Annotated in this window: 4 protein-coding genes and 1 pseudogene; 2 read left to right on the top strand and 3 right to left on the bottom strand. The window is 56.9% G+C overall.

The window, feature by feature from the left end; genetic code table 11:
• Positions 1 to 160: 160 nt before the first annotated feature.
• Together argF and argL are read right to left on the bottom strand one after the other, a co-directional pair.
• Complete coding sequence (argF, locus tag UR289_RS21785) at positions 161 to 1165, bottom strand: ornithine carbamoyltransferase (protein WP_023299201.1); 1005 nt, start codon at positions 1163 to 1165, stop codon at positions 161 to 163.
• Complete coding sequence (gene argL, locus UR289_RS21780) at positions 1135 to 1230, bottom strand: putative translational regulatory protein ArgL (protein WP_213328991.1); 96 nt, start codon at positions 1228 to 1230, stop codon at positions 1135 to 1137. Before argL ends, argF begins: the two co-directional genes overlap by 31 nt.
• Positions 1231 to 1329: 99 nt before the next feature.
• On the opposite strand from argL, the gene rraB reads away from it, so the two are divergent.
• Complete coding sequence (gene rraB, locus UR289_RS21775) at positions 1330 to 1755, top strand: ribonuclease E inhibitor RraB (protein ID WP_029739283.1); 426 nt, start codon at positions 1330 to 1332, stop codon at positions 1753 to 1755.
• Positions 1756 to 1801: 46 nt separating this feature from the next.
• Positions 1802 to 2563, top strand: a pseudogene (gene miaE / locus UR289_RS21770) (tRNA isopentenyl-2-thiomethyl-A-37 hydroxylase MiaE); the annotation flags it as partial.
• Between the two features lie 29 nt (positions 2564 to 2592).
• On the opposite strand, the gene UR289_RS21765 reads toward miaE, so the two are convergent.
• A partial coding sequence (locus tag UR289_RS21765; protein ID WP_320711579.1) for a helix-turn-helix domain-containing protein occupies positions 2593 to 2684 on the bottom strand: 92 nt, incomplete at its 5' end.

Here is a 2684-nt window from a genome sequence, read left to right as displayed (position 1 = left end):
ATCTAATAAATAATGGTTAATAAAATTATAAATAAATATTATGGTTGATGCTTATCTGAGGATGCGTCAGTAAAATGTTTTTTTTGCGCGTAAACTGGAAATGATTATCTGCTGAAAAATAATTCAGCAGATAATCACCATCTCAAGGTAAGAGAGAGGCTCACTCCCCAAGCGTCGCCACCATCACCGCCTTAATCGTATGCATCCGGTTTTCCGCCTGGTCGAACACGATGCTCGCCGCCGACTCAAACACCTCGTCTGTCACCTCCATCCCGCCGTGCAGATCGAACTCTTTCGCCATCTGCTTGCCGAGGGTGGTCTGGTCGTCATGGAACGCCGGCAGACAGTGCAGGAACTTCACGTTCGGGTTGCCGGTCAGCGCCATCATCTGCGCGTTCACCTGATATCCGCGCAGCAGCGCAATCCGCTCCGCCCACTTCTCTTTGGCTTCGCCCATCGACACCCACACGTCGGTGTAGATAAAGTCCGCGCCCTTCACGCCCGCCGCCACGTCTTCCGTCAGCGTGATTTTTCCGCCGTGCTTCTCCGCCAGCGCGCTGCACTCCGCCACCAGGCTCTCTTCCGGCCAGCAGGCTTTCGGCGCCACCAGGCGCAGATCCAGCCCGGTCAGCGCTGCCGCTTCCAGCATCGAGTTGCCCATGTTGTTGCGCGCATCGCCCGCGTAGACCAGCGTCATCTCGTTAAACGCCTTGCCCGGCAGGTGCTCCTGCATGGTCAGCAGGTCCGCCAGCAGCTGGGTCGGATGGAACTCGTTGGTCAGCCCGTTCCACACCGGCACGCCCGCGTACTGCGCCAGCGTTTCGACTACTTCCTGGCCGTGACCGCGATACTGAATGCCGTCGTACATCCGCCCGAGCACGCGCGCGGTGTCCTTAATTGACTCTTTATGCCCAATCTGGCTGCCGCTCGGCCCTAAATAGGTGACGCGCGCGCCCTGGTCAAATGCGGCAACTTCGAAAGAGCAACGTGTACGGGTCGAGTCTTTTTCGAAGATGAGCGCGATGTTTTTACCGGTAAGCTTCTGTACTTCCTTGCCATTTTTTTTATCGGCTTTTAGCTGTGCGGCAAGGGTCAGCAGAGAAGTGAACTGTGCAGGGGTAAAGTCGAGCAATTTCAGAAAGTGTTTCTTGTATAAATCGGACATTTTATCCTCGCATGGCGAACGCCACTTATTGAATTAAAATTCACTTTATATGTGTAATTATTCATTTGCAACCCCGTTTCACAAATCTTTCTTACAAAGGTGGAGGCAAACCCGTCCGTGTGTGAAAATAGAAGTATCTGCCGCACTTTAAAGAGGATTGAGCCATGGCAAACCCGGAACACCTGGAAGAGCAACGCGAAGAGACGCGTCTGATTATTGAAGAACTGCTGGAAGACGGTAGCGATCCGGACGCGCTGTACACCATCGAGCACCATTTCTCTGCGGATGATTTCGACGCGCTGGAAAAACTGGCCGTGGAAGCCTTCAAGCTGGGTTACGAAGTGACCGAGCCGGAAGAGCTTGAAGTGGAAGAGGGCGACACCGTCATCTGCTGCGACATCCTGAGCGAAGGCGCGCTGAAGGCGGAGCTGATCGACGCGCAGGTAGAACAGCTGATGAACCTGGCCGAGAAGTTTGAAGTGGAATACGACGGCTGGGGAACCTACTTCGAAGATCCGAACGGTGAAGACGGCGAAGAAGGCGACGACGAAGATTACGTCGACGAAGACGACGACGGCGTGCGTCACTAAGCGTTTCAGGCGGTGGCGCGCGCCACCGCTTTTTCAAGGCAGAACCATGGATTACCCGCAGATACTCGCCCCCGTACTCAGCTTCCTCCAGTGCCCGACCCCGCAAGCATGGATTGATAAAGCCCGCGACCCGGCGAACCTGCCGCTGCTGCTCACCGACCACATGGTGTGCGAGCTCAAGGCCGCCCAGACCGCGCTGCTGCTGGTGCGTAAATACGTCGCCGACGAAAGCGGTGCCGACGCGCTGCTCGACTGGCTCAAACCCTACGAACAGTTCACCTTCCGCGACGGCCCGGAGCCGGACTTCATCGCCCTGCATAAGCAGATTGGCAAAAGCGTGATGCCCAAAACCGACGATCCGTGGGGCCAGGCGCTCATCGACAGCATGGTGCTGCTGATTAAAGAAGAGCTGCACCACTTCTGGCAGGTGCGCGAGGCGATGCTGGCCCGCGACATTCCGTACGTCAAAATCACCGCCAGCCGCTACGCCAAAGGAATGCTAAAGGAAGTGCGCACCCACGAACCGCTGACGCTGATCGACAAGCTCATCTGCGGCGCCTACATCGAAGCCCGCTCCTGCGAACGCTTCGCCGCGCTGGCCCCGTTCCTCGACGACGACCTGCAGAAGTTCTATCTCTCGCTGCTGCGCTCCGAAGCGCGCCACTATCAGGACTACCTGACGCTTGCCCGGCAGGTGAGCGACGACGATATCTCACCGCGCATACAGCTTTTTGGCGAAATTGAAGCCACACTTATCTCGACACCGGACAACGAGTTTCGCTTCCACAGCGGCGGGGGGGGGGGGGGGGGGGGCCCCCCACCAGACCGCATACAGCATCATCTCTGTTCGTCCAGCTGCAGCGCCACATACAGCAGCAGCCTGTCGTCAAAGTTTCCCAGATCCAGCCCCGTCAGCTCCGAAATCCGGT

The organism is Enterobacter sp. 302C9, from assembly GCF_034106085.1.
In the GTDB taxonomy this organism is placed as follows: Bacteria; Pseudomonadota; Gammaproteobacteria; order Enterobacterales; family Enterobacteriaceae; genus Enterobacter; species Enterobacter asburiae_B.
The sequence above is the reverse complement of the archived record's forward strand: the minus strand, read 5'-3'. Positions and strand labels throughout refer to the sequence as shown.